Annotated in this window: 30 protein-coding genes; 18 read left to right on the forward strand and 12 right to left on the reverse strand. The window is 71.0% G+C overall.

Annotated elements, in window-relative coordinates; genetic code table 11:
• The first annotated feature begins 21 nt into the window (after nucleotides 1-21).
• Nucleotides 22-303, forward strand: a complete 282-nt coding sequence (locus tag VM685_RS18775) for a hypothetical protein (RefSeq protein ID WP_325461702.1) — start codon at nucleotides 22-24, stop codon at nucleotides 301-303.
• Nucleotides 303-1,100, forward strand: coding sequence for a flagellar type III secretion system pore protein FliP (gene fliP / locus VM685_RS18780; protein ID WP_414693391.1), 798 nt, complete (start codon nucleotides 303-305; stop codon nucleotides 1,098-1,100). The genes VM685_RS18775 and fliP overlap by 1 nt, the downstream gene beginning before the upstream one ends.
• Here the strand turns inward: fliP and VM685_RS18785 are convergent.
• From VM685_RS18785 to VM685_RS18805, 5 genes are read right to left on the reverse strand one after another with little or no spacing between them, the layout of a single operon-like run.
• On the reverse strand, nucleotides 1,097-4,042 hold the full coding sequence (locus VM685_RS18785; protein ID WP_325461703.1) for an endoglucanase: 2,946 nt from the start codon (nucleotides 4,040-4,042) through the stop codon (nucleotides 1,097-1,099). The genes fliP and VM685_RS18785 overlap by 4 nt on opposite strands.
• A gap of 4 nt (nucleotides 4,043-4,046) precedes the next feature.
• Nucleotides 4,047-4,901, reverse strand: coding sequence for a hypothetical protein (locus tag VM685_RS18790; protein WP_325461704.1), 855 nt, complete (start codon nucleotides 4,899-4,901; stop codon nucleotides 4,047-4,049).
• Nucleotides 4,898-5,398, reverse strand: a complete 501-nt coding sequence (locus tag VM685_RS18795; RefSeq protein WP_325461705.1) for a DUF6468 domain-containing protein — start codon at nucleotides 5,396-5,398, stop codon at nucleotides 4,898-4,900. Before VM685_RS18795 ends, VM685_RS18790 begins: the two co-directional genes overlap by 4 nt.
• 3 nt (nucleotides 5,399-5,401) lie before the next feature.
• Nucleotides 5,402-6,478 (reverse strand): flagellar motor switch protein FliM, encoded by a 1,077-nt coding sequence (gene fliM / locus VM685_RS18800; RefSeq protein ID WP_325461706.1) that lies wholly within the window; start codon nucleotides 6,476-6,478, stop codon nucleotides 5,402-5,404.
• Nucleotides 6,479-6,512: 34 nt separating this feature from the next.
• Nucleotides 6,513-7,109 carry a flagellar basal body-associated FliL family protein gene (locus VM685_RS18805; protein WP_325461707.1) on the reverse strand — a complete coding sequence of 199 codons (597 nt, stop codon included), beginning with the start codon at nucleotides 7,107-7,109 and terminating at the stop codon, nucleotides 6,513-6,515.
• A 216-nt stretch (nucleotides 7,110-7,325) separates the two neighbouring features.
• Here VM685_RS18805 and flgF point away from each other — a divergent pair, with 216 nt between their 5' ends.
• The 6 genes from flgF to VM685_RS18835 all read left to right on the forward strand — a co-directional run bounded on the left by flgF (nucleotide 7,326) and on the right by VM685_RS18835 (nucleotide 11,470).
• Nucleotides 7,326-8,063: a flagellar basal-body rod protein FlgF gene (flgF, locus tag VM685_RS18810; RefSeq protein ID WP_325461708.1), complete on the forward strand. Its 738-nt coding sequence runs from the start codon at nucleotides 7,326-7,328 to the stop codon at nucleotides 8,061-8,063.
• Nucleotides 8,064-8,076: 13 nt separating this feature from the next.
• On the forward strand, nucleotides 8,077-8,865 hold the full coding sequence (gene flgG / locus VM685_RS18815) for a flagellar basal-body rod protein FlgG (protein WP_325461709.1): 789 nt from the start codon (nucleotides 8,077-8,079) through the stop codon (nucleotides 8,863-8,865).
• Nucleotides 8,866-8,869: 4 nt separating this feature from the next.
• The gene (gene flgA / locus VM685_RS18820; RefSeq protein WP_325461710.1) at nucleotides 8,870-9,613 is read left to right on the forward strand and encodes a flagellar basal body P-ring formation chaperone FlgA; all 744 of its coding nucleotides are present in this window, start codon (nucleotides 8,870-8,872) and stop codon (nucleotides 9,611-9,613) included.
• Between the two features lie 15 nt (nucleotides 9,614-9,628).
• Nucleotides 9,629-10,363, forward strand: a complete 735-nt coding sequence (gene flgH / locus VM685_RS18825; RefSeq protein WP_325461711.1) for a flagellar basal body L-ring protein FlgH — start codon at nucleotides 9,629-9,631, stop codon at nucleotides 10,361-10,363.
• An 89-nt stretch (nucleotides 10,364-10,452) separates the two neighbouring features.
• Nucleotides 10,453-10,914, forward strand: coding sequence for a hypothetical protein (locus VM685_RS18830; protein WP_325461712.1), 462 nt, complete (start codon nucleotides 10,453-10,455; stop codon nucleotides 10,912-10,914).
• Between the two features lie 85 nt (nucleotides 10,915-10,999).
• On the forward strand, nucleotides 11,000-11,470 hold the full coding sequence (locus tag VM685_RS18835) for an endonuclease domain-containing protein (protein ID WP_325462048.1): 471 nt from the start codon (nucleotides 11,000-11,002) through the stop codon (nucleotides 11,468-11,470).
• A 4-nt stretch (nucleotides 11,471-11,474) separates the two neighbouring features.
• Here VM685_RS18835 and dxs read toward each other — a convergent pair whose 3' ends face one another.
• From dxs to VM685_RS18850, 3 genes are read right to left on the reverse strand one after another with little or no spacing between them, the layout of a single operon-like run.
• Nucleotides 11,475-13,391 (reverse strand): 1-deoxy-D-xylulose-5-phosphate synthase, encoded by a 1,917-nt coding sequence (dxs, locus tag VM685_RS18840; protein ID WP_325461713.1) that lies wholly within the window; start codon nucleotides 13,389-13,391, stop codon nucleotides 11,475-11,477.
• 22 nt (nucleotides 13,392-13,413) lie between these two features.
• Nucleotides 13,414-14,295 (reverse strand): farnesyl diphosphate synthase, encoded by an 882-nt coding sequence (locus VM685_RS18845; RefSeq protein ID WP_325461714.1) that lies wholly within the window; start codon nucleotides 14,293-14,295, stop codon nucleotides 13,414-13,416.
• Nucleotides 14,295-14,549 carry an exodeoxyribonuclease VII small subunit gene (locus VM685_RS18850; protein ID WP_325461715.1) on the reverse strand — a complete coding sequence of 85 codons (255 nt, stop codon included), beginning with the start codon at nucleotides 14,547-14,549 and terminating at the stop codon, nucleotides 14,295-14,297. Before VM685_RS18850 ends, VM685_RS18845 begins: the two co-directional genes overlap by 1 nt.
• A gap of 145 nt (nucleotides 14,550-14,694) precedes the next feature.
• Between VM685_RS18850 and VM685_RS18855 the strand changes: the two genes are divergently transcribed.
• Complete coding sequence (locus VM685_RS18855) at nucleotides 14,695-16,107, forward strand: alkaline phosphatase PhoX (protein ID WP_325461716.1); 1,413 nt, start codon at nucleotides 14,695-14,697, stop codon at nucleotides 16,105-16,107.
• 4 nt (nucleotides 16,108-16,111) lie between these two features.
• Here VM685_RS18855 and VM685_RS18860 read toward each other — a convergent pair whose 3' ends face one another.
• Both VM685_RS18860 and VM685_RS18865 read right to left on the reverse strand, forming a co-directional pair.
• Nucleotides 16,112-16,735, reverse strand: a complete 624-nt coding sequence (locus tag VM685_RS18860) for a histidine phosphatase family protein (protein WP_325461717.1) — start codon at nucleotides 16,733-16,735, stop codon at nucleotides 16,112-16,114.
• Between the two features lie 43 nt (nucleotides 16,736-16,778).
• Nucleotides 16,779-17,705: a histone deacetylase family protein gene (locus tag VM685_RS18865; protein ID WP_325461718.1), complete on the reverse strand. Its 927-nt coding sequence runs from the start codon at nucleotides 17,703-17,705 to the stop codon at nucleotides 16,779-16,781.
• A 33-nt stretch (nucleotides 17,706-17,738) separates the two neighbouring features.
• Between VM685_RS18865 and VM685_RS18870 the strand changes: the two genes are divergently transcribed.
• The 4 genes from VM685_RS18870 (at nucleotide 17,739) to VM685_RS18885 (ending at nucleotide 19,942) form a co-directional block, all read left to right on the forward strand.
• Nucleotides 17,739-18,311 (forward strand): GNAT family N-acetyltransferase, encoded by a 573-nt coding sequence (locus tag VM685_RS18870; protein WP_325461719.1) that lies wholly within the window; start codon nucleotides 17,739-17,741, stop codon nucleotides 18,309-18,311.
• A 114-nt stretch (nucleotides 18,312-18,425) separates the two neighbouring features.
• Complete coding sequence (locus VM685_RS18875) at nucleotides 18,426-18,923, forward strand: recombinase family protein (protein ID WP_325461720.1); 498 nt, start codon at nucleotides 18,426-18,428, stop codon at nucleotides 18,921-18,923.
• 84 nt (nucleotides 18,924-19,007) lie between these two features.
• Nucleotides 19,008-19,496, forward strand: coding sequence for a hypothetical protein (locus VM685_RS18880; protein WP_325461721.1), 489 nt, complete (start codon nucleotides 19,008-19,010; stop codon nucleotides 19,494-19,496).
• Complete coding sequence (locus VM685_RS18885) at nucleotides 19,493-19,942, forward strand: hypothetical protein (RefSeq protein WP_325461722.1); 450 nt, start codon at nucleotides 19,493-19,495, stop codon at nucleotides 19,940-19,942. Before VM685_RS18880 ends, VM685_RS18885 begins: the two co-directional genes overlap by 4 nt.
• Here the strand turns inward: VM685_RS18885 and VM685_RS18890 are convergent.
• Nucleotides 19,939-20,841, reverse strand: coding sequence for a LysR family transcriptional regulator (locus VM685_RS18890; protein WP_325461723.1), 903 nt, complete (start codon nucleotides 20,839-20,841; stop codon nucleotides 19,939-19,941). The genes VM685_RS18885 and VM685_RS18890 overlap by 4 nt on opposite strands.
• 94 nt (nucleotides 20,842-20,935) lie before the next feature.
• Between VM685_RS18890 and VM685_RS18895 the strand changes: the two genes are divergently transcribed.
• The 5 genes from VM685_RS18895 to VM685_RS18915 all read left to right on the forward strand — a co-directional run bounded on the left by VM685_RS18895 (nucleotide 20,936) and on the right by VM685_RS18915 (nucleotide 25,408).
• On the forward strand, nucleotides 20,936-21,928 hold the full coding sequence (locus VM685_RS18895; protein ID WP_325461724.1) for an aldo/keto reductase: 993 nt from the start codon (nucleotides 20,936-20,938) through the stop codon (nucleotides 21,926-21,928).
• An 88-nt stretch (nucleotides 21,929-22,016) separates the two neighbouring features.
• Nucleotides 22,017-23,192, forward strand: a complete 1,176-nt coding sequence (locus VM685_RS18900; RefSeq protein ID WP_325461725.1) for a VWA domain-containing protein — start codon at nucleotides 22,017-22,019, stop codon at nucleotides 23,190-23,192.
• A 63-nt stretch (nucleotides 23,193-23,255) separates the two neighbouring features.
• On the forward strand, nucleotides 23,256-23,915 hold the full coding sequence (locus VM685_RS18905) for a TetR/AcrR family transcriptional regulator (protein ID WP_325461726.1): 660 nt from the start codon (nucleotides 23,256-23,258) through the stop codon (nucleotides 23,913-23,915).
• A gap of 6 nt (nucleotides 23,916-23,921) precedes the next feature.
• Nucleotides 23,922-25,097, forward strand: a complete 1,176-nt coding sequence (locus VM685_RS18910) for an MFS transporter (RefSeq protein ID WP_325461727.1) — start codon at nucleotides 23,922-23,924, stop codon at nucleotides 25,095-25,097.
• Nucleotides 25,094-25,408, forward strand: coding sequence for a cupin (locus VM685_RS18915; protein WP_325461728.1), 315 nt, complete (start codon nucleotides 25,094-25,096; stop codon nucleotides 25,406-25,408). The genes VM685_RS18910 and VM685_RS18915 overlap by 4 nt, the downstream gene beginning before the upstream one ends.
• Here the strand turns inward: VM685_RS18915 and VM685_RS18920 are convergent.
• Nucleotides 25,405-25,668, reverse strand: a complete 264-nt coding sequence (locus VM685_RS18920; RefSeq protein ID WP_325461729.1) for a hypothetical protein — start codon at nucleotides 25,666-25,668, stop codon at nucleotides 25,405-25,407. The genes VM685_RS18915 and VM685_RS18920 overlap by 4 nt on opposite strands.
• Nucleotides 25,669-25,688 lie beyond the last annotated feature (20 nt).

The following is a 25,688-nucleotide window of genomic DNA, read 5'->3' on the forward strand; positions in this document are numbered from 1 at the left end:
CCTCTAAGTGGCAGAAGCTGCATGGATTTTCCCGCCCTCCTCCGGGCCGTCTTCGCCCTGGCGCTCACGCTCGGACTCATCGGTCTGGGCGCGGTGGCGCTGCGCCGTTTCGGCCCCGACGCGCTGGCCAGGCTCACCCGGCCCGCCAAGCGGGAACGGCGCCTGGCGGTCACCGAGAGCCTGGTGCTCGACCCCACACGCCGGCTCGTCCTGGTCTCCTGCGACGGCCAGGAGATGCTGCTCCTGCTGGGCGAAGGCCGGGTCCTGGCCGAGGGCGTCCCCGCCCCGAAGGACGCCGCCTGATGCGCGAACTCCTCAAGGCGATCCGGGCCCTGCCCGCGGAGGACTGGCGGCGCGCCGCGATCCTCGCGGTGCTGACCACCCTGGGCTTCATGATCTTCCCCGCGGCGGCGGCGGCCCAGGCGCTGAACATCGACCTCGGCACCGGCGCGGGCCTCACCGAGCGGGTGGTCCAGCTCATCGGCCTGCTGACCGTTCTGTCGCTGGCGCCGTCCATCGTGATCATGACCACCTCCTTCGTGCGGATCGTGGTGGTGCTCTCCCTGCTTCGGACGGCCCTCGGCCTGCAGCAGAGCCCGCCGAACGCGGTGATCATCTCGCTCGCCCTGTTCCTGACGGCGATCGTCATGGGCCCGACGCTGGAGCGGTCCTACGAGGAGGGAATCAAGCCGCTGCTGGACCAGCAGATCGAGCTGCCGCAGGCCTTCGACGCGGCCGGCGGCCCGGTGAAGACCTTCATGCTCAGCCAGGTGGATCGCGACGACCTCGCCCTGTTCGTGAGGCTGTCCAACATCCCGCGCCCGGCGACCATCCAGGACACGCCGATCCGCGTCGTCACGCCGGCCTTCATGATCAGCGAGCTGAAGCGCGCCTTCGAGATCGGCTTCCTGCTGTTCGTGCCCTTCCTGGTGATCGACCTCGTGGTGGCCAGCGTGCTGATGAGCATGGGCATGATGATGCTGCCGCCCGTGGTGGTCAGCCTGCCGTTCAAGCTGATCTTCTTCGTCCTGGTGGACGGCTGGCGGCTGGTCTGCGGCAGCCTGGTCGAGAGCTTCCAGAAAGGCGCCGGGGCGGGCTAGCCCTTGGCCGGCGCCGTCTTCGGCGGGGCGGCGGCGGCCTGTTTGGCCGGCGCCGCCGGGGCCGCGGCAGGCTTGCCGCCGGTCGGGCCGGGCTTCGTGCGGAACCGCACCTTCATCTTCGAGACCCAGCCCGCGAAGGCCTCGTTGTCGGCCGTGACGCGGCCGAAGTCGGCGGCGCTGACCCGCCCGCTCGGCAGGCCGGTGAGCGCCACGCGGAGCGCCTCGGGATTGTGCGCCTGCTCGTAGAAGCCGCTGTACTGGCTCTCCAGCCGCGCGAGCGAGGCCTCGTCCCCGGCCAGGCTGTAGGCGACCCCGGCGCGGAGCAGCTTGCCCTCTTCCTCGCTCGAAAGGGGCTCGGGCCGTTTCCAGCGCTCGCCGAGCGCCTTCTCGAACAGCGGGCCGGCGGCGGCCCAGTTCTTCTGCTTCCAGGTGATCTCGGCGCGCAGCTCGTCGGCCTCGCGGGACTTGTCGCGCTCGATGATCTCCAGCGCCGCGTCGAAGCGGCCGACGCCGGTCCAGGCGCGGGCCTCGATCAGCCGCCGCTCCAGCATCATGGCCGACGGCAGGAGCGTGGTGCGTGACGAGTTGATCGCCTGCAGCGCCTGCTCGGGCTTGCGGTCCATCAGGTAGATCACCGCCAGGTCGGTGGCGACCTGGGCGCGCGGCACGCCGTCGAGGCGGTTGTCGGCCTGGTACTTCAGGAGGTCGGCGGCCTGGGTGAGCAGGTCCACGTCGACCAGGCGGCGCACCAGCTTGCGCACCATCAGGTCGCCGTCGGCGCCGATCGGGGTCAGTTCCTTGAAGTCGTAGAACAGGGCGAGCGCCTGGATCGGCTCCAGCCCGTCGGCCAGGCCGTCGAGGAACAGGCCGCGGAAGGCGGTGGAGAGGTCGGCCTGCAGCTGCAGCGCCTCGGGCAGGTCCGGCAGGCGCTGGCCCGCCGAGCGCAGCGCCTCGAGCGCCTCGCGGTAGCGGCCCTGGCTGAGGTAGAGCTGGCCGAGCGCGCGGATGGTCTCCAGCTCCGTGGCGTCGCCGCGCCAGCGGTAGCGCAGGCCGTCGAAGGTCTGGGCCGCCTGCACCGGCGTGATCCGGCCGGTCTCCAGCTGGATCTGGGTCGCGCGCAGCAGGGCCGGCGAGGAGAGCTTCTCCAGCGGCGCGCGGGTGATCGCCTGGTAGATGCGCAGCGCGCGGTCCTTGCCGCCCTGCATCTCCACGACCCGGGCCTGGACGAGGCGGGTCTCCAGCTCCTCCAGCGGATCGGTGCGGTCGGCCAGCGCCAGCTTGATGCGGGCCTCGGCGCCGACGAGGTCGCCGAGCGCCAAGGCCGCCTGGGCGTCGCCGCGGGCGAAGCGCGCCTTCCAGAGCGGGGAGAACTGGGCGAAGGCCTCGACGCCGCGCGAGAACTGGGTGCGCGTCTCGGGCCAGTGGGCCTGCTGGGCGGCGATATAGCTGCGCCACAGCGCGGCGGAGGGATCCTCCGACAGCACCGGGGCGGAGAAGTCGGCCTCGGCCTCCTTGTAGCGGCGGGCCATGACCCGGGCCATGCCGCGCAGGCCGCGGAACTCCGGATCGTCGAGCAGCTCGGGATGGCGCCGCGCGGCGGCGTTCAGCACGCCGATCGCCTCGAAGGACAGCTCCGAGCCCACCAGGAAGCGGGCCAGCGCCATCTGGGCGGCCACCGGCGAGCCCTTCTCGCGGCTGGCGGCCTCCTCGGTGGCGGCGGTGAAGAGGGCATTGTAGCGGGCGAGGAAGCCGCCCTCGCCGACCTTGCCCCACTCGGGATCGATCAGGCCCGGCATGGCCGCGCGGCGCGGCACGCCGAGGGCCTCCGACTCGCGCTCCTGGCCGGCCCAGGCGGGCGACAGGGTGAGGCCGCGGTCGCGGGCGATGCGGACGATGTCATTGTCGCGGGAGACCTCGAGGTCGTCCACGAAGCTCTCGATCGCGAGGCCCTGCACCGAGGGCAGGATCGCCATCTGCACATAGTCGCGCCGCGACGGCAGGCCCTTGGCGGGCCCCAGCGCCGTGACCACGGTGACCTCGTCGCCGGCGCCGGGATCGGCCATCCGGATGACCCGCGTGGCGCCGGCCACGGGCGCCTTCAGGATCGGCGGGCCGTCGGTGGCGTCGCGGCTGACGCGTACGATCGAGGGCTGGCCCTGGTCGCCGGGACCGAAGGCGATGATCCAGGAATTTCCCTGGGCGGTGGCGAACAGCGGCACGCCCTTGGCGGCCTCGATGCGCACCGCCGAATAGTCGGCGCCGCGGAAGGTCTCCAGGCCGGAGAAGTGCCGCACGCCCTTCGGCGCCTTGGAGACGTCAAGCTTCGCCGAGGCGTCGAACACCACCCACACGGTGTCGCCGCGCCGGAACACCGCGGCGCCGGCCGGGTTGGCCCAGGTGAAGGTGAGCAGCGTCTGACTGTTCACCACCTTGGCGTCCATGGCCACGACGCCGCTGGCCGGGACGGGGTTGGCGCGCGGCGGCTCGGGCTCCACGGCCCAGTCGACGGGCTTCTCCGGCTGCGCCGGCGGGACGGGTTTCTCGAAGACGTTGACGTAGGTGGCGCCGTCGGCGGAACCGACCTTCGCGTCGGCGTCGTCGGCCAGGATCAGGGTGAGTTCGAGCCGGCCGCCGATGTGGCGCTTCTCGGCCCCGGCCAGCCAGCGGGGCGGCGAGGTGCGCAGGCGCGCGATGTCGGGGTCGGCGTCGCGGCTGAAGGCGAAGACCAGCTTCTGGCCCTCGCGCCGGGTGGTCGCCCGCGCGCCGCCCCGCCAGTGGAATTCGATGCGCGAGAAGTCGGCCGCCTGCGCCACCCGCACGTCGAGCGGTCCGCTCGCCGCGGACTTCTGCCCCTGCTCCGGGGCCGCCACGCTGGCGGGCGCGACGACGCCTGCGATGCAGACCGCCGCGACCCCGGAGCGGAGGGTCTGGCGCAGGCTCATGCGGTCAGCCGGCCTTCGCCGCCGGCGCGGCCGGCGCCGCGGGCGGGGCGGCCGCCTGGTTGGCCCCCGGCGCGGCCTTGCGCGGCGGGGCCGCACCGGGACGGGCGGCGGGAGCCGCGGCCTGGCCGGCCGGCGTGTTGGCGGCGGCCGCGGCGTTCGCGGCCATGGCCCGGGCCTCGGTGAAGCGCTTGGCCATGGACTCGGTGAGCTTCTTGGCCTCGGCCGGCGGCATCTGGGCGATGATCGCCGAGAGCGAGCGCTCCTTCATCTTGGCCGCGATCGGCAGGCGCACCGCGTCGTCGAGGTTGACCAGCCGCGGGGCCGCGTCCTTGGCCTTCATGCCCTCGAACACCTTCACCAGGCGGTCGATCTCGGCGGCCTCCTTGGCGTCGGCCTCGCTGAGCAGGCCGCTGATCTCGCCCTTGAGGCCGTTCAGCGCCCGCACCTTCGCGTCGAGCTTGGCCTCGGCGGCGGCGAGCAGGGCGATCTGGGTCTCCAGGTCGTTCTCGCGCTGGTCGAGCTGTCCCCGGCGCTGGCCGAGGCTCTGCAGCACCTGCAGCTCGGCGGGGGAAAGGCCCGCCTGCTTGGCGAGTTCGGCGGCGGTGGGCGCGCAGATCGCCTGCGGCTTGATGGTCGAGGCGGGCAGGCCCGGCAGCGCGGCGGCGGCGTCCTTGCCCTCGCCAGTCTTGGCCTTGTCGCCGGCCTTCTCGGCCTTGCCGCTCTTGGCGGTTTCCTCGGCGAAGGCCCTGGCGCCGGACATCAGCTCGGGCAGCCCCTTGGCCCCGGCGAGCGCGTTCACGGCGAGGACGCCACCCATGGCGACGCCCACCAGCGGCAGGATGCGGGGGATGCTCTTCATCGGCGGCCGCCCCGGACGGCGGTGAGCGCCAGGGGTTCGTCGTCGAAGAGGTCGTCCTCGAACAGCGGCTTCGGACGCGAGACCGCCTGGCGGTCGGGCATGCGCTCCGGCCGCTGGCGGGCCTCGCGCGCCGCGGCGAGCAGGGCGCCCAGGCGGCGTTCCTGGGCGCGTTCGTCCTCGGGCTCCGGATCGGCCATGCGCCGGGCGCCGGCCTTCGGCGCCTGGTCGATCAGGCGCTCCAGCTTCTGGACCAGCTCGCGGCCCTTGTGGATGCGGTCGCCCAGCGCGTCCGTGGCCTCGTCGGTGGCGGCGCGCAGGTCGGCGAGCCCCTGTTCGGCGCGCTCGGCCGCGGCGTTCAGCTCGCGCACCGCGGTGGCGAAGCCGTCGTGAGAATCGCGCAGCGCCTGCAGGCGCTTGTTGAGCCGCCAGCCCATGGCCAGGGCCGCGCCCAGCAGGCAGGCCAGCAGCAGGTTCAGGCCGATGCCGATGATGCTCATGGTCTAGACCCTCTGGACGGCTTGCCGGGCGGTGGGCGTGAGTGGCGCCTCGACACGCACGGCGATGTGGGAGTTGCGGCGGCCCATGCGGCCGCGGGTGAGCGGAATGGCCCCGGCCCGCAGCTCGATCAGGCTGTCGGGCGTGGCGTTGAGCATGATGGTGTCGCCGACCTTCAGGTCGAGCACCTGCTTGAGCGGGACCTCCTGCTCGTCGAGCACGGCGCGGACCTCCATGCTGGTGGTCCAGAGCTCGGTGGCCAGGTGGCTTTCCCAGATGTTGTCGCGGCCGAACTTCTCGCCCATGAACTGCTGCAGCAGCATCTTCCGGATGGGCTCGAGGGTGGCGTAGGGCAGCAGCAGCTCGATGCGCCCGCCGCGGTCCTCCATGTCGATGCGCAGCTTCACCAGGATGGCGGCGTTGGCCGGCCGGGCGATGGCGGCGAAGCGCGGGTTGGTCTCCAGCCGGTCGAGGGTGAAGGTCACCGGCGTCAGCGGCTCGAACGCTTCCTTGGCGTCGGCCAGCACGACCTCGACCATCCGCTGGACCAGCACCCGCTCGATGGTGGTGTAGGGCCGCCCCTCGATGCGCATGGCCGCGGTGCCGCGGCGCCCGCCGAGCAGCACGTCGACGATCGAGTAGATCAGGTTCGAATCGACCGTCAGCAGGCCGTAGTTGTTCAACTCCTCGGCCCGGAACACCGACAGGATGGCCGGCAGCGGGATCGAGTTGAGGTAGTCGCCGAACCGGATGGACGAGATGTTGTCCAGACTCACCTCGACGTTGTCGGAGGTGAAGTTCCGCAGGCTGGTGGTCATCAACCGCACCAGGCGGTCGAAGACGATCTCCAGCATCGGCAGGCGCTCGTAGGAGACGAGCGCCGAGTTGATGATCGCCCGGATCCCGGTGCGCTCGCTGCCCTCGTCGTCCGAGAGGTCGAAGCCCAGCAGGCTGTCGATCTCGTCCTGGTTCAGGATCCGCTCAGAGGCGAGCCCGCCGTCGCCGGCCGGCGCGGCCGCGCCCTGGCCGCCCGCCCAGTCGGCGCCCGTTCCTTCGGCTTGGGATTCGTTGTCGTCGGCCATGGCGCTTGCGAACCGCCGCCCCTCGGAAGGGACGTCAGTTGATCAGCATCTCCTCGATCAGGACGGCGTTCGCCTTGGACGGCGCGATCACCAGGTTGACCCGGCGCAGGATCTCCATGCGCAGCTGATAGGAGCCCTGGCTGCCCTGCAGGTCCTCCGGGCGCAGCTCGCGCAGGAAGGTCTGGAACATGTCCTGCAGCCTGGGCATGTTCGGGTCGAGTTCCTCGACCACGTGCTCGTCGGGCAGTTCCAGGGTGAGCTTGAGCTTCAGGAAGGTCGGCCGGCCCTCGGCGGTCTGCATGTTCACCACCACGTCGGGCATGGTGTAGAAGACCACGCCGTCGGGGCCCTCGCGGACCACCGCGCCGCCGCCCTCGCCTTCCTTGCCGCCCTTCTCTTCCTTGCCCTTCTTTTCCTTCTTCTTGTCCTTCTTGCCGTGATCGGCCGCGGCTTCCGCGTCCGGCTTCGGCTTGAGGAACATGAACGCGGCCGTGCCGCCGCCGCCCAGAACGACGAGGGCCGCGGCGCCGGCGATGATCAGCATCTTCAGCGGCGGCTTCTTCTTGCCGCCGCCTTCCTCGCCTTCGCCGCCCTCGCCTTCGGGGGCTTCCTTGACCTTGTCGTCGGCCACGCGCGCGTTCCTTAGAATCCTAGTCCCACACCCATCGCCCGGGTTTGGTTAAGAACCGGTTTTTAACGGACCTTAACGGCGCCAATTCCTACCCGGCAGAAACCGCCGGGCGGCCCCCGTTAACCATTTTAACTATTGGATTTCCTGAAGTTTTCGGCTGGCCCGAAGCTTGCAGCGAAGGCTTGCGAAAGTGTCGCGCAAGCCTGGCAGACCTTAATGGAAAACGCGCTCTACGTCGGATTGTCCCGCCAGATCGTGCTTCGGCGCGAGATGGACATCATCGCCAACAACATCGCCAACGCCGACACCGCGGGCTTCAAGGTCGAGTCGCTGATGACGCGGGCCGACCCGCAGGCGCCGGCCTTCACCCTGGGCGGCCCCAAGCCCGTCAAGTTCGTGGTCGCCGACGGCGTGGCCCGCGACTTCGCCCAGGGCGCGCTCCGCAAGACCGACGGTCCGCTCGACATGGCCATCGAGGGCCAGGGCTTCTTCCGGGTGCAGAGCGCCGAGGGCGAGCGGTTCACCCGCGACGGCCGGTTCCGCACCGACGAGATCGGCCGCCTGACCACCCAGGGCGGCTCCCCGGTGCTGGACGAGGGCGGCGGCGAGATCGCCATCGACCCCGAACTCGGCCCGGTGAGCATCGCGCAGGACGGCACCATCAGCCAGGGCGGCGAGCGCATCGGCAAGATCGCCGTGGTCGCCTTCGAGAACATGGCCGTGCTCGAGAAGCGCGGCGACAACCTCTACCAGAACACCTCCAACGCCCTCCCCCAGCCCGCCGCCGAGGCGAAGGTCCGCCAGGGGATGCTGGAGGGCTCCAACGTCCAGCCCATCGCGGAGATCACCCGGATGATCGAGGTGCAGCGCGCCTACGAGTCCATGGCCCGGATGATGGATTCCAATGCCGACCTGTCGCGCCGCACCGTCGAGCGCATGGGCCGGGTGAGCTAGGGAGTAGACGACGATGCAAGCGCTTCGCACCGCAGCCACGGGCATGTCGGCCCAGCAGCTGAACGTCGAGGTCATCTCGAACAACATCGCCAACATGAACACGGTGGCGTTCAAGCGTCAGCGCGCCGAGTTCCAGGACCTGCTCTACCAGACCCTCGAGCAGCCCGGCGCCCAGTCCTCCGACCAGGGCACCATCGTGCCCACGGGCGTGCAGATCGGCGCCGGCGTGAAGGCGGGCTCCGTCTACCGGATCGCCACCCAGGGCTCGTTCACCCGCACGGACAACAAGTTCGACTTGGCGATCGACGGACGCGGCTACTTCCAGGTGCTGCTGCCCTCCGGGGAGACGGCGTTCACCCGGGCCGGCAACCTGGCCATCAACGACCAGGGCCAGCTCGTCACCCAGAACGGCTATGCGGTCCAGCCGGGCATCACCATCCCGAACGACGCCACCGACGTCTCCATCTCGCTCTCCGGCCAGGTGCAGGTGACCCAACCGGGCCAGGCCGAGCAGGCGGTGGTGGGCACCCTCGAGCTCGCCACCTTCATGAACGAGGGTGGCCTGTCGGCGCAGGGCGCGAACCTCCTGATGGAGACCGCCGCCTCGGGGCCGCCGATCACCGGCATCCCCGGCACGCAGGGGATCGGCCAGCTCATGCAGGGCTACACCGAAGCCTCGAACGTGGACGCGGTGTCCGAGATCACCGCACTGATCGTGGCCCAGCGCGCCTACGAGATGAACTCCAAGGTCATCTCCACCGCCGACAACATGCTGGGCGTGGCCAACCAGGTGAAGTCGTAGGGCCATGAAGCGCATTCTCCCCGCCCTCGCCGCCCTGCTCCTCGCCGCTCCGGCGTTCGCCGGCGAGCCGGTGACGCTGAAGGCCGACACCTCCGACTCCGACGGGATCGTCACCCTGGGCGACCTGTTCGAGGGCGCCGGCGCGGCGGGCAAGACGCCCGTGGCCGGTCGGGCTGGCGACAGCGTGCTGCTGGACGCGCGCATCGTGCAGGCGGTCGCCCGCCGCGCCGGCCTCGACTGGGCCAACGCCGAGGGGCTGAAGCGCATCCTCGTGCGCGGCGGGAACGCCGCGCCCGGAGCCGCCGCCGCCGCCGCCCGGGCCAACGTGGAGGTCCTGACCTACGCGCGCAGCCTCGCCGCCGGAGAGGTGGTGCAGCCGCAGGACCTGGTCTGGGCCAAGGTCGCCGCCGCCCCCGCCGACGCCCCATCGGACGCCGAGCAGGTGATCGGGCTGGCCGCGCGGCGTCCGCTCAGGGCCGGCGCCGCCGTCTCCGGGCGCGACGTGGCCGCCGCTCAGGTGGTGAAGGTGGGCGAGCTGATCACCGTCACCTACGAGGACGCCGGGATCTCGCTGTCGCTGCAGGGCCGGGCGCTCTCGGCCGGCGTGGCCGGCGACCTGATCAACGTCCAGAACACGCTCTCCAAGAAGACCGTCCAGGCCGTGGTCAGCGGCCCGGGCCAGGCGCTCGTCGGCCCCGCGGCCGACCAGCTGAAGGCCGCCCGCTCCGCCCGCTACGCGCTCCGCTAGAGGAAGCTATCCGTCATGCGTCTCCGCACCCTCGCCCTCGCCGCCACCCTCGTCCCGCTGGCCGCCTGCTCCACCGTCGTGGAGACGGTGAAGGGCCCGGCGCTGGCGCCGGTCGGCTATCCTGCCGCGCTCGTGCCGCAGCACCAGGTGGTGCTGCCCGCGGTTCCGGCCCAGCCCGCCAGCGCCAATTCGCTGTGGCGGTCCGGCGCGCGCGCCTTCTTCATCGACCAGCGGGCGAACAAGATCGGCGACATCCTGACCGTCAACATCGACATCGACGACAGCGCCAAGACCATCAACTCGACCACCAGCACGCGCACCTCCGGCGCGACGCTCGGCACGCCCCACCTGCTGGGGCTGGAGTCCAGCATCGGCCGGCTCCTGCCGCCCGGCACGCCGGCGATCGACCCATCGACCCTGATCGAGACCGGCTCCAAGAGCTCCAGCACCGGCAACGGCGCGGTGAACCGGGCGGAGAAGATCTCGCTCACCATCGCGGCGGTGGTGAGCGCGGTGCTGCCGAACGGCAATCTGGTGATCCAGGGCACCCAGGAAGTGCGCACCAACTACGAGGTCCGCCAGCTGACCATCGCCGGCATCGTCCGTCCGGAGGACATCTCCAGCGCCAACACCATCCGCCACACCCAGATCGCGGAAGCCCGCATCAGCTACGGCGGGCGGGGCGACATCAGCCGCGTCCAGAAGACCCCGGCCGGCCAGTCCTTGGTGGAGCGCTTCTCGCCCTTCTGAGACGGCGGCAAATAATTCCCGGCTTGTGACGAAAGTCACAGAACTGGCGGCGGCCATGTGGCGTTCTTCCCTTCGGAAGGGGTCGTCCCATGCGCCGTCGCGCCGCCTTGAGCTTCATCGTCGCCTGCACCCTGAGCGCCTGCGCGCACCAGCAGACGCCCGCGGCCCTGCCGGGGATGGCCTGGTCGCTGCACGAGGTGGAAGGCGAAGGCGCCAAGCTGGCGTTCGGCCAGCCGCAGAGCGACAACGTGGTGCTGATGCTGAGCTGCGCGCCGCGGTCCGGCGAGGTCCGGGTTTCGGCCAACGCCTCGCCCGGCGCGCGGCCGGAGCTGGAGCTCTCCTCCGGCAGCCGTAGCGCCCGCTACCCCGCCGAGGTGGCGCCCGGTCTGGGCGAGAGCGTGCTCGTGGAGGCGGTCGCCACCGCCCGTGACCCCGTCCTCCAGCGCTTCGCCGACAGCGGCGACCTGGCCATCGCCGTCAACGGCCGCCGCACCCCCGTCCCCGGCGACAAGGCCAAGGCGAAACAGTTCCTGACAACCTGCCGGGCCTAGGCTTGACATAGCTGCAAGTTCCGCTTTTGTTCTTCATCTCCCCCGCGCAGCGGCGGGAGGGGGACCACGCGCCGGAGAGCGCGTGGTGGAGGGGGCAAGCGGAGGCACGGCCTTGCGACATCGTCCTTTGATCACCACCCGGGCACGAGCCTTACGCAAGCAAATGAGCGAGCCGGAGGTCATTCTCTGGACGCGGTTGCGCGGACGCGGCTCGGGCCGGCCGACCTTTCGTCGCCAGCACCCGATCGGCTCCAGCATCGTGGACTTCTACTGTCCGACTGCGCGGCTCGTTGTCGAGGTTGATGGCTCGGCGCACTGGGCCGACGAGCAACAGGGCAAGGACCTGCGGCGGGATAGATGGCTGGAGAGCCAGGGCTTGACCGTCATCCGGCTACCGGCGTCGATGGTCTACCGGGACATCGACGGCGCGATGGACTGGATCCTCTCCACGGCGGAGGCTTTGATCGCGCGGCAAAGCGTTGCGCCGCGGCTTGCCCCCTCCACCATCCGCTCTTCGGCGGATGGTCCCCCTCCCGCCGCTCCGCGGGGGAGGTGAATGCCTAGGCCCGCCGGCCCTTGGCGGCGGCGTTGTCCACGCCGAGCGCGGCCAGGGCGCCCCGGACGATGCCCTCGGCGTCGAGCCCGGCCTGGGCGTACATGGCCTCGGGCTTGTCCTGGTCCTGGAAGATGTCCGGGAGAACCAGGGTGCGGACCTTCAGCCCGCGATCCAGCGCGCCGTGCTCGGCGAGCGCCTGCAGGACGAAGGCGCCGAAGCCGCCCATGGCCCCTTCCTCGACGGTGATGAGGGCCTCGTGCTCGCGCGCGAGCCGCAGGAGCAGGTCGACATCGAGCGGCTTGGCGAAGCGGGCGTCCGCGACGGTGGCCGAAAGCCCGCGCGCGGCGAGCATGTCGGCGGCCTTCAGGCTCTCGGTCAGGCGCGTGCCGAAGGAGAGTATGGCCACGGCCGACCCTTCACGGACGATGCGGCCCTTGCCGATCTCCAGCGGCTCCGCGAGTTCGGGGATCACCGCGCCGGTGCCCTCGCCCCGGGGATAGCGGAAGGCCGAGGGCCGGTCGTCGATGGCCACGGCGGTGGCGATGGCGTGGGCGAGCTCGGCCTCGTCGGAGGGCGCCATCAGGACCATGCCCGGCAGGGCGCCCATGAAGCCCACGTCGAAGGAGCCCGCATGCGTCGGGCCGTCGGCGCCGACCAGGCCCGCGCGGTCCATGGCGAAGCGCACGGGCAGGCGCTGGATCGCCACGTCGTGGACCACCTGGTCGTAGCCGCGCTGCAGGAAGGTGGAATAGATCGCGCAGAACGGCTTCATGCCGTCGGCGGCGAGGCCCGCGGCGAAGGTGACCGCGTGCTGCTCGGCGATGCCCACGTCGAAGGTGCGCTCGGGGAACTTCTGGCCGAACAGGTCGAGGCCGGTGCCGGAGGGCATGGCCGCGGTGATGGCGACGATCTTGGGATCCCGCTCCGCCTGCTTCGTCAGTTCCTGGGCGAACACCTTGGTGTAGCTCGGCGCGTGCGTCTGGCTCTTGGCCTGGGCGCCGGTGACCACGTCGAACTTGACCACCCCGTGGTACTTGTCGGCGGCATTCTCGGCGGGCGCATAGCCCTTGCCCTTCTGGGTCACCACGTGGACCAGGACGGGCTTGTCGGTGATGTTGCGGGCGTTCTGCAGGACGTGGACCAGGGCGTCCATGTCGTGCCCGTCGATGGGGCCCACGTAGTAGAAGCCCAGCTCCTCGAAGAAGGTCCCGCCGGTGACCATGCCGCGGGCGTATTCCTCCGCCTTGCGGGCGGCTTCCTGCAGCGGGCGCGGGAAGGCCTTGGAGACCGCCTTGCCGAGGTTGCGCAGCGAGCGGTAGCCGCCGCCGGACACCAGCCGCGCCATGTAGGCGCTCATTCCCCCGACGGGCGGGGCGATCGACATGTCGTTGTCGTTGAGCACCACCGTGAGCTGGCCCGTCGTCTCGCAGGCGTTGTTCATCGCCTCGTAGGCCATGCCGGCGCTCATCGAGCCGTCGCCGATGACGGCCACGACGCGGTTGTCGCGGCCCTCGCGGTCGCGGGCGGCGCAGAAGCCGAGCGCGGCGGAGATTGAGGTGGCCGCGTGGGCCGCGCCGAACGGGTCGTATTCGCTCTCGGCCCGCTTGGTGAAGCCGGAGAGGCCGCCGCCCTGGCGCAGGGTGCGGATCCGGTCGCGGCGGCCGGTGAGGATCTTGTGCGGATACGCCTGGTGGCCGACGTCCCAGATCAGGATGTCTCGGGGCGTCTCGTAGACGTGGTGCAGGGCCACCGTCAGCTCGACGACCCCCAGCCCCGCGCCCAGGTGGCCGCCCGTCTGCGAGACGGCGTCGATGGTCTCGGCGCGCAGCTCGTCGGCCAGCTGGCGGAGCTGCGGGATGGTCAGCGCGCGCGTGTCCGCGGGCGAGGAGACCTTGTCGAGAAGCGGTGTGGGTGGGGACATGGAACGCGGGTCGTCTGACGAACTAGTGCCGGCGCTCTAGCACGAAATCGACGCTGGCCCGCAGGAATTCGGCCTGTTTCCCGAACGGTTCCAGGTGATCTTTCGTCTGCTCCTGGAGGAGGCCCAGGCGATCACGCGCGGCGTCGACCCCAAGCAGGGTGACGAAATTGGCCTTGCCCTTGGCCGCGTCCTTGCCGGCCGCCTTGCCCATCTTCTCGGGGTCGCCCTCAGCGTCCAGCAGGTCATCCACGATCTGGTAGGCCAGGCCCAGGTCGTGGGCGAAGGCCAGCAGCGCGTGGCGTTCGGCCTCCTTGGCGCGGGCCATGACGAGCGGCAGCTCGAAGGCGCAGGCGATCAGGGCCCCGGTCTTCAGCCGCTGCATGCGCGCGACCCCGCCCAGGTCGTCGCGGACGCCGAGGATGTCGATCATCTGGCCGCCGCACATGCCTCGCGCCCCGGAGGCGTGGGCGAGCTTCATCACCAGTTCGGCGCGGATGGCGCCGTCCGGATGGGTGTCGGGATGCGCCAGGATCTCGAAGGCCGCGGTCTGCAGGGCGTCGCCGGCCAGCACGGCTGTGGCCTCGTCATAGGCCTTGTGCACCGTCGGCCGGCCGCGGCGCATGTCGTCGTCGTCCATGCACGGCAGGTCGTCGTGGATTAGGCTGTAGGCCTGGATGCACTCCAGCGCGCAGGCCGAACGCAGCACCGAGCGTTCGGCGAGGCCGAACATCCGGCCGGTCTCCAGGGCGAAGTAGGTGCGCAGGCGCTTGCCCGGACCGAGGGCCGCGTAGCGCATCGCCTCGGTCAGCCGCGACTCCGGTCCCTCGCCGCGCGGCAGCAGCTCGTCCAGCGCCACCGTCACGAGGTCCGCCGCCTCGGCGACCCGCCTGCCGAGGTCCGTCATCAGCTGAACTCGGCCGGTTCGACCCCCTTGGGCCCCTCGGCGGATCCGCCAGCGCCCATGACGATCTTCTCGACGCGCAGGCGGGCGGCCTCCAGGCGCTTCTCGCAGTGCCCCTTCAGCGCCGCGCCGCGCTCGTACATGCGGATCGAATCCTCCAGCGGCGCCTGGCCCGACTCCAGGCGGGCGACGATCTGCTCCAGTTCGGCGAGCGCCTGCTCGAACGACAGGGCCTCGATGTCGGCGGCTTCGGACATGTCACCTTTCCCGCGGCGGGCGAACCAGACAGGCCCAACCGTTAAGGCCCGCGCCAGCCCGGCACAACCATCATTGGCCCGCGCATCCGTCATTGGACTGTGACCTTCCGTCGGGATAGGTCGGACCGAGTGGGGGAACCATCGAATGTCCGTCAGCCGCCGCAGCTTCCTGGCGCTTGCCGCCACCTCCGCCGCCTTCGGGGGGCTCTCCCGCGCCGTCGCCCAGCCCGCCGCGGGCTACCGCAACGAGATCACCGGGTATGGGCCGCTGGTCCCTGACCCCGCCGGGATCTTCGACCTGCCGCAGGGCTTCTCCTACAAGGTCGTCTCGCGGGCCGGCCAGCCGATGGACGACGGCCTGCTGACCCCCGGCAAGCACGACGGCATGGGCTGTTTCCCGGATGCGTCGGACCCGAACCGCGTGATCCTGGTGCGCAACCATGAGCAGCGGCCATCGGAGCCGGACCGCTCGGCGTTCGGCAAGGATGGCGCGCTGGCCTTGAAAGTGCCGGCCGACAAGGCCTGGGACCGCATCGCCTCGGGCGCGCCCATGGACGGCGGGACGACCACGCTCGTCTGGGACCTCAAGCAGCAGCGGCTGGTCACCCACCACCTCAGCCTCGCCGGAACGACCGTGAACTGCGCCGGCGGCCGCACCCCGCAGCGCTCCTGGCTCTCCTGCGAGGAGACCGAGATCAAGGCCGGCGAAGGCGGGACGAAGGACCACGGCTGGGTGTTCGAGGTGCCCGCCGACCTGCGCGGGCTCGCCGACCCCGTCCCGATCACCGGCATGGGCCGCTTCAAGCACGAGGCCACGGCCACCGACCCGCGCACCGGCATCGTCTACCTGACCGAGGACTTCGCCGACGGCTTCTGCCTGTTCTACCGCTACCTGCCCGCCGATCCCGCCAGGCTGCAGGCCGGCGGCCGGCTGCAGGCGCTCGGCTTCCGCGACGGGGCGGAGTTCGACCTGCGCAACTGGGACCGGCAGGCCTGGAAGGTCGGAGACAAGAAGAAGGTGGTGTGGATCGACCTCGACGGCGTCGACAACCCGCACAACGACCTGCGCCACCGCGGCCATGCCAAGGGCGCGGCCTGGTTCGCCCGCGGTGAGGGAATCCACTTCGGCGACGGCGAGTTCTTCTTCACCTGCACCACCGGCGGCCCGGCCCGCAACGGCCAGATCCTCCGCTACCGGCCGAGCCCGCAGGAGGGCCGCTCCGGCGAAAAGGACCGCCCGGGGGAGCTCGAGCTCTTCCTGGAGCCCACCGACAAGGAGGTGATGTCGATGTGCGACAACATCTCGGTGTCGCCCTGGGGCCACCTGTTCGTCTGCGAGGACAAGTACGCCGGCCAGAACGCCCTGAAGGCGGTGACGCCGAAGGGGCAGGTCTACACCGTCGGCCGCAACGCCACGGTCCCGGCGCTGAAGAACGCGCCCAACACCGAGCTCGCCGGCGCGTGCTTCTCGCCGGACGGCTCCACCCTGTTCCTGAACATCTACTTCCCCGGCACGACCATCGCGATCACCGGGCCGTGGAAGGCGCTGAAGGCCTGAGCCCTCAGCGCGCCCGCTCGAAGCGGCGCATGGACCAGTACTTGTAGCCCTCGCTCCAGGCGAGCCGCCACCCGCGGCGCTTGAGCGCGCGGCCGATCATGAAGTTGAAGAAGCCGTGGGCGAGCACCACCACGTCCTCGCCGCGTTCGGCCAGCGCGGTGAGCATGGCGGCGGCCTCGTCGGCCCGCCGCTCCGCCTCGCGTCGCGTCTCCTGCCCTTCGTGGTGATCGAAGAACCACCACCAGACCCGCGCCCAGAAGCCCCACATCTTCGGGGACATCCGCACCCAGGCGGGCCATTTCGGCGGCGGCAGGGGCGCCTCGATCAGCATGTCGTGGCGGGTGAACTCCCGCCCCCGGGCCAGGGCCTCGGCGCTCTCGATGGAGCGCAGCCGCGTCGAGGCCACGAGCGTCCCGCAGCGCTCGACGAACCGGACGAGGGTCTCGGGCGGGGTCTGGCCGGGCAGCAGGCCCAGGACCTCGTAGCTCTCCCAGAAGGTGCGGTACTCCTCGGCGGAGAGCCTGACCTTGCGCGACAGCGCGGGCTCGCCGTGGCGCGCCAGGATGATGGCGCCCGGACGGGTGTTCGCGGATGCGACGGGAACCTCGGCGGTCAAGACGCTGGCCATTCCATCCGGTCGGCGTCGGATTCACACCCCGCGCCGCGTTCCCTCACCCCTCTGACAGGGCCCTGACGTGCGCAAGCGCCGACTGGCCCAGAGCCTCAAGGTCGTAGCCGCCCTCAAGCGACGACACAACCCGCCCCTTGGAGCGCCGGTTCGCCACCGAGGCGATGGCCCGGGTGGCCCAGGCGAAGTCGGCCTCTTCCAGGTTCTGCCCCGCCTCGCCGATGGGATCGCGCCGGTGGGCGTCGAACCCCGCGGAAACGATGATCAGGTCGGGGGCGAAGGCGTCCACCTTCTCCATCAGCCGCTCGAAGGCCTGGCGCCACACCTCCGGCGGGGCGTTCGGCGGGGCCACGGTGTTGACGATGTTGGGCGGCGCCGCCTGCGAGGGGTGGCCGGTGCCGGGCCACATCGGCCACTGGTGGATCGAGGCGAAGAACAGCCCCTCGCGGCCGGCGAACGCCGCCTGGGTGCCGTTGCCGTGGTGGATGTCGAAGTCCACCACCGCCACCTTGTGCAGGCCGGCCGCCTGGGCGGCGCGCGCGGCGACGGCGACGTTGGAGAAGATGCAGAAGCCCATCGGCGTGGAGGGCTCCGCGTGGTGGCCCGGCGGCCGCACGGCGCAGAAGGCCCGCTCCGCGCGGCCGGCGGCCACGTCGCGCACGGCGCTGACCACCGCGCCCGCGGCCCTTCGTGCGGCGACGATGCTGCCGGCCGACATGTAGGTGTCGGCGTCGAGCTCCAGGGGATGGTCGCCGGGCCGCAGCGCCAGGATCCTGTCGATGTAGGCCTGGGGGTGCACGAGGGCGAGGTCGGCCTCCTCCGCCAGCGGGGCGTCGCGCGGGGCGAGGTCGAGGTCGGAGGCGTCCTGCAGGGCGTCGATCACCGACCGCAGCCGTTCCGGCCGCTCGGGGTGCCAGTCACCCGGACGGTGGTCGAGCATGTCGGTATGGGTGTAGAGGGCGATGGTCATTCCGCAATCCTAACCCAACTCTCTCCGCCGCCGATGCCTGAACCCATCATCCGCCGCGCCGGCCCGGGCGACGCCGAGGCGCTCGCCGAGATCGGCGCCCGCACCTTCACCGAGACGTTCGGCCACCTCTATCCGCCGCAGGACCTCGCCCGGTTCCTGGACGAGGCCTACGGCCTGGAGCGGACGCGCCGCGACCTCGCCGACCCGGCGAAGGCCGGCTGGATCGTCGAGGCCGGCGGCGAGGTGGTCGGATACGCCCAGGCCGGACCCTGCGGCCTGCCCCACCCGGAGGTGACCCCCGCCTGCGGAGAGCTCAAGCGCTTCTATCTCCTGAAGGCCTGGCAGAACGGCGGGCTGGGACGCAGGCTGTTCGCCGAGACGATGGACTGGCTCACCGCCGGGGGCCCGCGTGACGTGTGGATCGGCGTCTGGTCGGAGAACGACGGCGCCCAGCGCTTCTATGGCCGCCACGGCTTCACCAAGGTGGGCGAGTACGGCTTCGCGGTGGGAAGCACAGTCGACCGCGAGTTCATCCTACGCAAATCTGCGGTGAATTTTTCCACAAGACCGGCAGATGAAGCGGCTCTCGAACACAATCTTGCCTAGATCCGCGGTTTCCGCCGGGATTATTGCCGCGAATTAAGGAATCAGGCTCTTGGCGAGCGGCCGCTCTTTTGGAACCTTCGCCTTAATCGGCAAAAGTTGCTGGGAGCGTGCGGAATGCTGCGGATCGGATATGTCCGGCTGAGGGACGAGGACTCGGCCGGCGAGACGGCGGCCCTGAAGGCCCTGGGCTGCCATGTGGTGCGCGCGGAGGAGCCGGGCCTGCCCGGGTCCGACGACTTCGCCGTCCTCGATTCGATCCTCGACTTCATCGGATCCGGCGATCAGCTGGTGGTGACGCGGCTGGGCCAGCTCGGGCCCGGCGGGCGGGCCGTGCTGGACGTGATCGAACGGCTCGATCAGCGCGGCGCCAGCCTGTTCGTGACGGAGTGCGAGCTCAGCAGCGAGGGCGTCGGTGGTCGGGCCCTGCGTGCGGCGCTGCAGGCGGTCGCGACCCTGGAGCCGGTGAGCTTCGCCCGCCGCCGCCGCCGGCCCGCCGCGGCCCAGGAGATCCGTGACCTGCAGCGCGCCGGCGTAGGCCCGGTCGAGATCGCCCGCCGCCTGGGCGTTTCGCGCATGACGGTCTGGCGCAAGCTCCGGGCGGTCGAGGCCTGAACGGAGACAAGCTTCGCCGTTCATCGGGGCGTCAGGCGGGGCGTGGCTATTGGCGGGGCCAACCTTGACCGTAGAGCCTGCCCGATGATCCTGCGCCCGCTCCTCGCCGCCGCCGCGACGCTCTCCCTCGCCGCCTGCGCCACCGCCACCACGGGCGCGGCGCCGCTGTCGATGGCCCCGGAGATCGCCGCCCGTAGCCACGTCGACGTGGTGCGCATGACCAGCGACTGGGTCAGCGGCAATCCCGACTTCACCGACACCTTCACCGACGCCGTGCACGAGAACCTGGCCGATTGCGCCCGCGGCCCGGAGAAGCTGGACCTGCGCCTGCACGTCTCGCGCACCCACCGGGAGGGCCGGCTTACGCAACTGCTGAACGGCGGCGGCGAGCACGAGATCGCCGGCGTGGCCGAATTCGTCGACCCGAAGACCCGCGCCGTCGTCGGCCGCTATCCCATCCACGTCGTGGTGGACGCCGGCGGACCGGTCGAGGCCCTGCTCGCCGACCGGCAGGTGATGATCAGCGACGCCTTCGCCACCGAACTGTGCCGCCAGGCGTTCGGGCGGGGATGAGAGCCGCCGCCTCCCTCCTCGCGCTCGCGCTCGGCGCCTGCGCCACCGTCCGGCCCGAGCCGCCGGACGAGGCCTCGCGCTGGGCGCTGCAGGCGTCGGCCACGGCCGGCGCGGCGCTGGTGCACACCGACGCCGAGGGCCGCGAGGTGCTGCGCATCGCCTGCCGGCGCAATCCGGAGGACCTGCTGGTGGCCACGCCCTGGCTGCGCGGCGGCGCAGGCGTCCCGCAGCTCAGCGTCGGCGAGGCGGTCTTCCCGCTGAACCGCATCGACGGCGGGCCTGGCCTCACGGCCACCGCGCCCTGGCCCAGCGCCCTGCCCGCGGCCCTGATGGCGGGCGGCGCGGTGACGATCCGCCAGGGCCGCCGCGCCGATGGCCCCCACGGACCGCCGGACGAGAAGACCGCAGCGGCCTTCGCCATCGCCTGCCGCGGTCCGGTCGGCTAGCCCTCGCGGCGCCGGCGCGCCTGCACATAGTCCACGAACGCCCTCAAGGCCGACGGCGGGTGACGCCGGCTCGGATAGTAGAGGTAGGGCCCCGGGAACGGATCGCACCACTCTTCCAGGACGCTGACCAGCCGGCCTGCATGGAGATGCGACTCGGCGTGGTCCCTGAAGGCCATGGCGAACCCCACCCCGTCGACCGCCGCCCGCAACAGCAGGGCGACATTGTTGGCGATCAGCGGACCTTCAGGCGAGATCCGGAGCACCTCGCCGCGGCGCTCGAACTCCCAGGGCGGCTCGGCCCCGCTGAGATAGCGGACCCGGACGCAGGGCTTGCCGAGCAGGTCACGCGGGTGCTCAGGCGTCCCGTGGCGCTCCAGGACCGAGGGCGCGGCGACCACGACATAGTGCTGCTGTCCGGCCAGTGGCACGGCCACCATGTCCTGCGCCAAGTGCTCGCCCCAGCGGACGCCGGCGTCGTAGCCCTTGGCCACGATATCCACGAGGTTGCTCTCGGCGGTGATCTCCAGCCGCACGTCGGGGTAGGCTTCCAGGAAGCCGGCCACCAGGGGCGCCAGCACCAGCTCAACCGCCGGCTCCGGCGCATTGATCCGCAGCGCGCCGGACGGCCGGTCTTGTTCGGAACGGACCTCCTCAAGCGCGCTGCCGATTTCCTGGAGCGCCGGGCCGAGCCGGGCCAGCAGCCGCTCGCCAGCCGGGGTGGGCGCGACACTGCGGGTCGTGCGGTTGAGCACCCGCACGCCCATGGCCGCCTCAAGGTCGCGCAGCGCCTGGCTGAGCGTCGAGGCGGAGACGCCCCGCTCCATCGCGGCGCGCCGGAAGCTGCGATGGCGCGCCACCGCTGCGAAGGCCTCGAGCGCGTCGAGATCCAGTCTGGCCATTGTTCGAAATCCCGCACAGTCCGTGCAGGATTATGCCGATTATCGTATCAGTCCCAAGCCCCTAGCTTCAGCCTCGCAGACGAGGAGAAGCGACATGGAACAGCGCAAACTGGGAACCACAGGCCCGCAGGTTTCGGCCATCGGCCTGGGCTGCATGGGCATGAGCGGCGCTTACGGGCCCTCGGAGCGGGCCGAGAGCATCGCCACCATCCACGCAGCCCTCGACGCGGGAATCAACCTGCTCGACACCGGCGATTTCTACGGCATGGGGCACAACGAACTGCTGATCGCCGACGCGCTCGAGGGCCGACGGCGCGAGGAGGTCGTGCTCAGCGTCAAGTTCGGCGCCCAGCGCGGGCCTGACGGCGCCTCCCTCGGCTTCGACGGCCGGCCGGCGTCGGTGAAGACCTCCGCAGCCTACAGCCTGCAGCGGCTCCGCACCGGACATATCGACGTCTACCGCCCCGCGCGACTCTCCCCGGACGTACCGATCGAGGAGACCATCGGCGCCATCGCCGACCTCGTGCACGCGGGCTACGTGCGGCACATCGGGCTGTCTGAAGTGGGGGCGGAGACCATCCGTCGGGCGGCCGCCGTCCACCCGATCGTCGACCTGCAGATCGAATATTCCCTGATCTCGCGCGGCGTGGAGCGTGAGATCCTGCAGACTTGCCGGGAGCTCGGCATCGCAATCACCGCATACGGGGTGCTCTCCCGCGGCCTGCTCGGCGGTCACATGCAGGGGGGCGTGGCGGACGTCAGCGACTTCCGCGCCCACTCGCCCCGCTTCCAGGGCGAGAACCTCAGGAAGAACCTCGCCCTCACAGAGGCGCTGCGCCGGGTCGCGGAGGCCCGCGGCCTGACCACGGCGCAGGCGGCGATCGCGTGGGTCGCTGCGCAAGGGCGCGACATCGTCCCGCTGGTCGGCGCGCGGCGCCGCGACCGGCTGGCCGAGGCGCTGGCCGCGCTGGACAGGGCCTTGACGCCGGAGGACCTGGCGGCGCTCGAACGAGCCGCGCCGGCCGAGGCCGCAGCCGGCGACCGCTACCCCGCCCAGCATATGGCCATGCTGGACAGCGAGCGCTGAGCCGCAGGACGGGCCGCGGACTGGACATCGGGGACCCGCGGCCCCATCCTTCGCGTTCAAACGAACGTTCGTCCCGCGAGACCGCCGCATGTTCATGCGTTTCTTCACCGAGCTGCGCCAGGCCCGCGTGCCGGTGACCCTGAAAGAGTACCTCATGCTCATGGAGGGGCTCGACAAGGGGGTCATCGACCGCTCGGTGGACGACTTCTACTACCTGTCGCGCTCGGCGCTCGTGAAGGACGAGAAGAACCTCGACAAGTTCGACCAGGTCTTCGGCCACGTCTTCAAGGGCCTCGAGCGGATGGAGGAGGGCCTCGCCGCCGACATCCCCGCCGAGTGGCTGAAGAAGATCTCCGAGAAGTTCCTCACCGAGGAGGAGAAGGCGCAGATCGAGGCCATGGGCGGCTTCGACAAGCTCATGGAAGCGCTGGCCGAGCGCATCAAGGAGCAGAAGGAGCGCCACGAGGGCGGCAACAAGATGATCGGCACCGGCGGCACCTCGCCGTTCGGCGCCAACGGCTACCACCCCGAAGGCATCCGCATCGGCCAGGACAAGGGCCGGCACGGCAAGGCCATCAAGGTCTGGGACAAGCGCGAGTACAAGAACCTGGATGACCAGGTCGAGCTCGGCACCCGCAACATCAAGGTGGCGCTGCGCCGGCTGCGCAAGTGGGTCCGCGAGGGCGCGCCCGACGAGCTGGACATGCCCGGGACCATCAAGGGCACGGCCGAGAAGGGCTACCTCGACATCCAGATGCGGGCCGAACGCCGCAACAAGATCAGCGTGCTGATCTTCTTCGACATCGGCGGCTCGATGGATTCCCACATCAAGGTCTGCGAGGAGCTGTTCAGCGCCGCGCGGTCCGAGTTCAAGAACATGGAGTTCTACTACTTCCACAACTGCCTCTACGAGGCCGTGTGGAAGGACAACCGCCGCCGCCACGCCGAGAAGATCCCCACCTGGGACGTGCTCCACAAGTTCCCGCACGACTACAAGGTGATCTTCGTCGGCGACGCCACCATGAGCCCCTACGAAATCACCTATCCGGGCGGCTCGGTGGAGCACTGGAACGAGGAGGCCGGCGCCGTCTGGATGGACCGCGTGGCCCAGATCTACGAGCACATGGTGTGGCTGAACCCCACGGCCGAGCGGCACTGGGACTACACGCCCTCGATCGGGGTCATCAAGCAGCTGGTCAACGACCGGATGTACCCGCTGACCATCGAGGGGCTGGAAAAGGCCATGAAGGAGCTCGCCCGCTGACGCTGTGGCGCTTGTGACCGTTCACAAGAGGCCTACTGTCGTGGGAAGTTCACAGGGATTCGCATGACCGATCCCATCATCCACGACGCGGCCGACACCGAAGAGGCCCAGGCCGCCACCAAGCAGGCGGTGTTCAACGCCGCCGAGCGTCTGTTCGCCCTGCACGGCTTCCAGAACGTGTCGGTGCGCGACATCACGGCCGAGGCCGGGGTGAACCTGGCGTCCGTGAACTACCACTTCGGCTCCAAGGACGCCCTGCTGTTCGAGATCTTCCGCCGGCGCACCAGCGAGCTGAACCGCGAGCGCGCGCGGATGCTCCACGAGGCCAGCGACCGCCACCAGGGCAAGCCGCCGGTGCGCGAGATCCTGGAGGCCTACTTCACCCCGCCGCTGAAGTGGGCCGCGCCCGACAACGACCGGCGCATCTCGGTGCAGTTCATCATCCGCGCCCGCTCCGAGGGCACGGAGGAGATGCGCGAGGCGATCCGCAACGACGTCTCCCACCTGGAGCGCTTCGCCAACGCCCTGCTGGCCGCCCGCCCTGACCTTCCCCGCGAGGAGGTCTACTGGCGGCTGCATTTCTGCCTGGGCATGGTCCACAACAACCGCTTCGTGGAGTTCGACCGGCTGCACCACCTGTCGGGCGGCCTGACCCGCGAGGGCGACGTGGCGGCCCTGCTGCGGCGCATGCTGGACTTCGCCGAGGCGGGCTTCGTGGCCTAGGGCGGATTGCGCGGCTTCCTCCTCAAGGTCTGCGCCTACCGCTTCCTCGACACCTTCGTCCTGATCTACCCGCTGAGCGCGGTCATGTTCGCCGACGCCGGTCTGTCGCCGGCGCAGATCGGCGTGGCGCTGGCCGCGTGGTCGCTCACCGGCGTCCTGCTGGAGGTGCCGTCCGGCGTGCTCGCGGACCACCTGCCGCGGCGCTGGCTGTTGGCCGTGGCGCAGCTCGCCCGGGCGACCGGGTTCGGGATCTGGATTCTCTTTCCCACCTTCTGGGGCTTCCTGGCCGGGCTGACCCTGTGGGGCGTGAAGAGCGCCCTGATGAGCGGCACCTTCGAGGCCCTGGTCTATGACGAGCTGAAGGCGGCCGGCCGGGCCGGCGACTACGCCCGGGTGATGGGCCGCGCCTGGGCCAGCCGGTATGCGGGCCTGCTGCTCGCGTCGCTGGGCGCGGCGGCCCTGGTGGGCTTCGGCTATCCCCTGCTGATCGCCGGCAGCGCGCTGGCGGTGGTGGTCTCGGCGGGCGTGGCGCTCTCCCTGCCGAAGGTCCCCCGCGCGGCCACGGCGGAGACGCCGCAGTACTTGGCCCACCTGCGGCGGGGCGCGCTGGACGCAGTGCGCCTGCCGGGCGTCCTGCCGCTGCTCATCTTCATCGCCGGCGTCCAGGGCGTGCTGCTGGCGCTGGAGGACTATTGGCAGCTGTTCGGCCGCGAGGTGGGGCTGACGCCGGCCCAGATCGCCCTGTTCATCGCCGCCATGAGCGGGGCGCAAGCCATCGGCAGCGTGCTCGCCCACCGGCTCGACCGGCTCGGGCTGAAGTCGCTCTACGGCCTGCTGGTGGTGGCGGGCGTGGTGATCCTCGCCGCCTCCGCGGTCTTCCGGCCCTGGGTGGTGGTCCTGCTGATCGGGGTGGGCGGCCTCAGCCGGGTGATTGACGTCAGCGCCGACGCCCGGTTCCAGCACGCGCTGGCCCCCGAGACCCGGGCCACGGTGGCCTCGGTGAAGGGGCTGGCCATGCAGCTCACCTACACCGGACTGATCCTCGGCTTCGCCGGCGTGGCGCAGGCCAGCGACTACCGCACCGCCTTCCTGGTTTGCGGCGCCGTCGCGGTGGGATGGGGCGCGCTCTTCGGCCTGCGGGCTTTGGCGCGCGGCCCGGCCTCGGCTAAGGCTCCCCCATGAAGATCGTCACCGACGCCCGCACCTTCACCGCCGAGTGCGCCTGGGGCGCGCGCGACCTGGCCGAGGTCGAGGGCGCAACCGTCCGCCTGCACTGGACCGACCAGCCCTACCGCTGGCACGTCAACGACGGCGCCGAGGTGTTCGTCGTGCTCGAGGGCGAGGTGGAGATGCGCTACCGCGAGGCGGGCGAGGAGAAGTCGGTGCGGCTCGGTCCCGCCGACATGTTCGTGGCCGAGGCCGGCGACGCGCACGTCGCCCACCCGCTGGGCGAGGCCCGCGTGCTGGTGATCGAGCGCAAGGGCTCGGTCTAGAAGCCTTCCTGGGCGACCACGGCGGTGACCGGCCCCCTGCGGAAGGTCACGCCGCGATAGAGCGTCTCGCCGCCGCTGTCCGTCGCGCCGGTCAGCCGGACGAACTCGTCCCAGCGGTCCTCCGGCATCAGCAGCACCAGGTCGGCCAGGTCCGAATAGGCGTCGATCTCCCGGTCGGCCTCCTCGCGGATGTCGCGCACGTCCGCCTTGGCCGGGTCCGTCTGGTCCAGGTGGCTGGGGTGGGGGCTCTGCTCGTGCATGCTGCACGAACACCGCCGGG

The sequence above is a fragment of the Phenylobacterium sp. genome (genome assembly GCF_035539035.1).
Lineage (GTDB): Bacteria > Pseudomonadota > Alphaproteobacteria > Caulobacterales > Caulobacteraceae > Phenylobacterium.

Bases quoted from the DNA above. Each gene is read 5' to 3' on its own strand.
- VM685_RS18920 (WP_325461729.1), bottom strand. From the start codon at position 25,668: ATGCACGAGCAGAGCCCCCACCCCAGCCACCTGGACCAGACGGACCCG.
- VM685_RS18865 (WP_325461718.1), bottom strand. From the start codon at position 17,705: ATGACCATCGCCCTCTACACCCATACCGACATGCTCGACCACCGTCCG.
- VM685_RS18885 (WP_325461722.1), top strand. From the start codon at position 19,493: ATGAGAGCCGCCGCCTCCCTCCTCGCGCTCGCGCTCGGCGCCTGCGCC.
- VM685_RS18915 (WP_325461728.1), top strand. From the start codon at position 25,094: ATGAAGATCGTCACCGACGCCCGCACCTTCACCGCCGAGTGCGCCTGG.
- VM685_RS18785 (WP_325461703.1), bottom strand. From the start codon at position 4,042: ATGAGCCTGCGCCAGACCCTCCGCTCCGGGGTCGCGGCGGTCTGCATC.
- VM685_RS18795 (WP_325461705.1), bottom strand. From the start codon at position 5,398: ATGAGCATCATCGGCATCGGCCTGAACCTGCTGCTGGCCTGCCTGCTG.
- VM685_RS18845 (WP_325461714.1), bottom strand. From the start codon at position 14,295: ATGACGGACCTCGGCAGGCGGGTCGCCGAGGCGGCGGACCTCGTGACG.
- VM685_RS18895 (WP_325461724.1), top strand. From the start codon at position 20,936: ATGGAACAGCGCAAACTGGGAACCACAGGCCCGCAGGTTTCGGCCATC.
- VM685_RS18850 (WP_325461715.1), bottom strand. From the start codon at position 14,549: ATGTCCGAAGCCGCCGACATCGAGGCCCTGTCGTTCGAGCAGGCGCTC.
- VM685_RS18860 (WP_325461717.1), bottom strand. From the start codon at position 16,735: ATGGCCAGCGTCTTGACCGCCGAGGTTCCCGTCGCATCCGCGAACACC.
- VM685_RS18900 (WP_325461725.1), top strand. From the start codon at position 22,017: ATGTTCATGCGTTTCTTCACCGAGCTGCGCCAGGCCCGCGTGCCGGTG.
- VM685_RS18880 (WP_325461721.1), top strand. From the start codon at position 19,008: ATGATCCTGCGCCCGCTCCTCGCCGCCGCCGCGACGCTCTCCCTCGCC.
- VM685_RS18905 (WP_325461726.1), top strand. From the start codon at position 23,256: ATGACCGATCCCATCATCCACGACGCGGCCGACACCGAAGAGGCCCAG.
- dxs (WP_325461713.1), bottom strand. From the start codon at position 13,391: ATGTCCCCACCCACACCGCTTCTCGACAAGGTCTCCTCGCCCGCGGAC.
- flgG (WP_325461709.1), top strand. From the start codon at position 8,077: ATGCAAGCGCTTCGCACCGCAGCCACGGGCATGTCGGCCCAGCAGCTG.
- fliP (WP_414693391.1), top strand. From the start codon at position 303: ATGCGCGAACTCCTCAAGGCGATCCGGGCCCTGCCCGCGGAGGACTGG.
- fliM (WP_325461706.1), bottom strand. From the start codon at position 6,478: ATGGCCGACGACAACGAATCCCAAGCCGAAGGAACGGGCGCCGACTGG.
- flgF (WP_325461708.1), top strand. From the start codon at position 7,326: ATGGAAAACGCGCTCTACGTCGGATTGTCCCGCCAGATCGTGCTTCGG.
- VM685_RS18830 (WP_325461712.1), top strand. From the start codon at position 10,453: ATGCGCCGTCGCGCCGCCTTGAGCTTCATCGTCGCCTGCACCCTGAGC.
- VM685_RS18890 (WP_325461723.1), bottom strand. From the start codon at position 20,841: ATGGCCAGACTGGATCTCGACGCGCTCGAGGCCTTCGCAGCGGTGGCG.
- VM685_RS18855 (WP_325461716.1), top strand. From the start codon at position 14,695: ATGTCCGTCAGCCGCCGCAGCTTCCTGGCGCTTGCCGCCACCTCCGCC.
- VM685_RS18870 (WP_325461719.1), top strand. From the start codon at position 17,739: ATGCCTGAACCCATCATCCGCCGCGCCGGCCCGGGCGACGCCGAGGCG.
- VM685_RS18790 (WP_325461704.1), bottom strand. From the start codon at position 4,901: ATGAAGAGCATCCCCCGCATCCTGCCGCTGGTGGGCGTCGCCATGGGT.
- VM685_RS18875 (WP_325461720.1), top strand. From the start codon at position 18,426: ATGCTGCGGATCGGATATGTCCGGCTGAGGGACGAGGACTCGGCCGGC.
- flgH (WP_325461711.1), top strand. From the start codon at position 9,629: ATGCGTCTCCGCACCCTCGCCCTCGCCGCCACCCTCGTCCCGCTGGCC.
- flgA (WP_325461710.1), top strand. From the start codon at position 8,870: ATGAAGCGCATTCTCCCCGCCCTCGCCGCCCTGCTCCTCGCCGCTCCG.
- VM685_RS18775 (WP_325461702.1), top strand. From the start codon at position 22: ATGGATTTTCCCGCCCTCCTCCGGGCCGTCTTCGCCCTGGCGCTCACG.